This is a genomic window from Bacillus sp. 5mfcol3.1 (assembly GCF_900114335.1).
GTDB lineage: Bacteria > Bacillota > Bacilli > Bacillales > Bacillaceae_G > Bacillus_A > Bacillus_A thuringiensis_S.
In genome coordinates this window covers 1-2,077 of record NZ_FOST01000052.1, presented here as the reverse complement: position 1 = coordinate 2,077, position 2,077 = coordinate 1, and the positions used below count along the sequence as shown (strand labels likewise).

The window sequence follows — 2,077 nt, the reverse complement described above, 5'->3', positions numbered from 1 at the left end:
TGCTCCATTATTAACAGCTCCTCATTGCGTAAATTTACTAAACTAACTCTAAGAACAAGGTTGTTTCATTATGTTCATTGGTATGCACATTAAACCTTTTTCCTGTAGCTTCTAATGCACTAAAAAGCATTCTTTTATATCCTTGATCCATGAAATCTACACTGATTTGACCATGATTCATAATAAATTGAAGATCAGCCATCATCTTTTTTACTTTCCGTTCCATGTAATAACCTCCTTAATAAAGTTATATAACTTATATAACTATTCTATTCCTCATTTTTCTGGTTGTCAATATAAGTTATATAACTTATAATATTTTTTATAGAGGAGGTTGCTATATGGCTGTTAATAAAGACAAGTACACTCAAATTTTAGTTACTTTTACAAAAGAACAAGTAGAGCAAATAGAAAATTATTGGCATGAAAATAAGCTGAAGAACCGAAACGAAGCAATTCGTCAAATCGTAGACAAAGGGTTAAGTCGTAAATAATGGCTACCCTTTTTATTTTTCCTAAAAAACCTAAAAACGCATTTAAATTCCCTATCTCCCTTTACATGCGTTTTTATAAAGAATACGACTTATTATATTAACAACACCTTCAAAACCTCATACAAGCAAATCTGAAGGTTCATTTTTTAGTTAAACAGATTTTTTTTCATGTATTCTTTAAAAAAATAAAAAAGAGCCGGATTTTCATCACAGCTCATGAATTAATTGGTTCTGTATGTGTACATGTGGGATATTGTGAACAGCCAAAAAACTTATTACCTGTTTTATTCGAATTTCGAATGACTAAATCATGTTTACATGTGGGACATTTCCGTTCTGCAGGTTTTACCCCTTGATACACATCTTCAGCCGAATATTCGGGATTGATTTTATTAATCAATTTCTGAAGTTCTACACGATCTATTAGTTTTACATTGCAAGCTTCCGCTAATTCTTTCGCTTGTCTTGTATATACACTGTTTGTTACAACCCAGCCTTCGTGTGCTTTGTAATAGGCTTGTGCTGCATATATCTCTTGTACGGCACTAATGCCAACTCTATTTTTCATCCCGTAGCGTTTTGCCTGGATTACAATACGATTTTTCCCCTTTAACACCAGATCCGCTCCGAAATCATTTGACTGTTTTGTAACTGTTGGGGAATAACCCAACTCTCGAAAGAGAGCTTTTAGGTATACTTCGAATTGATGTCCGTCCATTTTGTCTATATAGCGAATACCGGACTTAGCCATTCGCTTTAATATTCTTCGCTCCTGGAACTTCCGGTACATAAATTTACAAATACGAAAAAGAACATAAAGGATAAAACCATACAATAAAATTTGTAATATGTTTGGCATTTCTGGTAGATTAGACACTTCGCTCCACCTCTTTAATTGGTTTCATTTTCTTTGGTTGGGCTGTTTCTTTTCCCTGTTGCTCACTCACTTGTTTCTTCCGGACATCGTTCCAATCCTTTTCATTCGTTGGGATATCCTCTTTAAGATCTACAAAGCATTTCATTGTCTGAATGAAGTCTTTCCCGGCTTTATCATTATCAACTGCCATAATGACCTCTTTAATATCGTGCCCTTCTTTTTTCGCATCCATTAAAGATTGAATTACTGTTTTTGACTTCAATCCATGCATAGAAACTAGGCGAGCGTTTTGTATCTTATTTTGCTTGATACTCCAATGAGATAACATATCAATCGGATCTTCATAAAAATAAATCTTATCCGGTTTACCTACATCAACCGTAAAACCGGCATTGATTTTTTCATAATTCGGGACAATTTGCTTAAAGCTTCCTCTCTTATTCTCCATTTTGACCGTACCTTGACGGTTCATTCCAATGACTTGCCCTTTGCCACCTTCTTCTCTCCATTTGAACACGACATTGTTTTTCTTATCCTGGGCGATGAGATCCTTTTTAATCAACCAGTTCACCAGGCGAGGGTCTATTTTCCGCTCATCAATTAAGTATTGCTTGATTTCTGTTTGTTTCGGAACCTCTAAGTGTTTTGGATAACTAAAAGGCTGCTGCTCTTTTTGGCGCTCCTCTTCAGCTTTTGAACGATCAAA

The 2,077-nt window shown here is 34.9% G+C and carries 4 protein-coding genes; 1 reads left to right on the top strand and 3 read right to left on the bottom strand.

Translation table 11 applies throughout. The annotated features are described in order from the left end of the window. Nucleotides 1-37: 37 nt before the first annotated feature. Nucleotides 38-226 (bottom strand): hypothetical protein, encoded by a 189-nt coding sequence (locus BM089_RS30330; RefSeq protein ID WP_000440217.1) that lies wholly within the window; start codon nucleotides 224-226, stop codon nucleotides 38-40. Nucleotides 227-341: 115 nt separating this feature from the next. Here BM089_RS30330 and BM089_RS31320 point away from each other — a divergent pair, with 115 nt between their 5' ends. Next, nucleotides 342-494: a ribbon-helix-helix domain-containing protein gene (locus tag BM089_RS31320; RefSeq protein WP_000290205.1), complete on the top strand. Its 153-nt coding sequence runs from the start codon at nucleotides 342-344 to the stop codon at nucleotides 492-494. A 214-nt stretch (nucleotides 495-708) separates the two neighbouring features. Here BM089_RS31320 and BM089_RS30325 read toward each other — a convergent pair whose 3' ends face one another. Both BM089_RS30325 and BM089_RS30320 read right to left on the bottom strand, forming a co-directional pair. Continuing rightward, on the bottom strand, nucleotides 709-1,371 hold the full coding sequence (locus BM089_RS30325; RefSeq protein WP_090979204.1) for a restriction endonuclease: 663 nt from the start codon (nucleotides 1,369-1,371) through the stop codon (nucleotides 709-711). Next, nucleotides 1,364-2,077 (bottom strand): DUF3991 and TOPRIM domain-containing protein (locus BM089_RS30320; RefSeq protein ID WP_090979201.1); only part of this gene is annotated, 714 nt, incomplete at its 5' end. The genes BM089_RS30325 and BM089_RS30320, both read right to left, overlap by 8 nt.

Coding starts and splice junctions, on each gene's coding strand:
- BM089_RS31320 (WP_000290205.1), top strand. CDS start 342: ATGGCTGTTAATAAAGACAAGTACACTCAAATTTTAGTTACTTTTACA.
- BM089_RS30330 (WP_000440217.1), bottom strand. CDS start 226: ATGGAACGGAAAGTAAAAAAGATGATGGCTGATCTTCAATTTATTATG.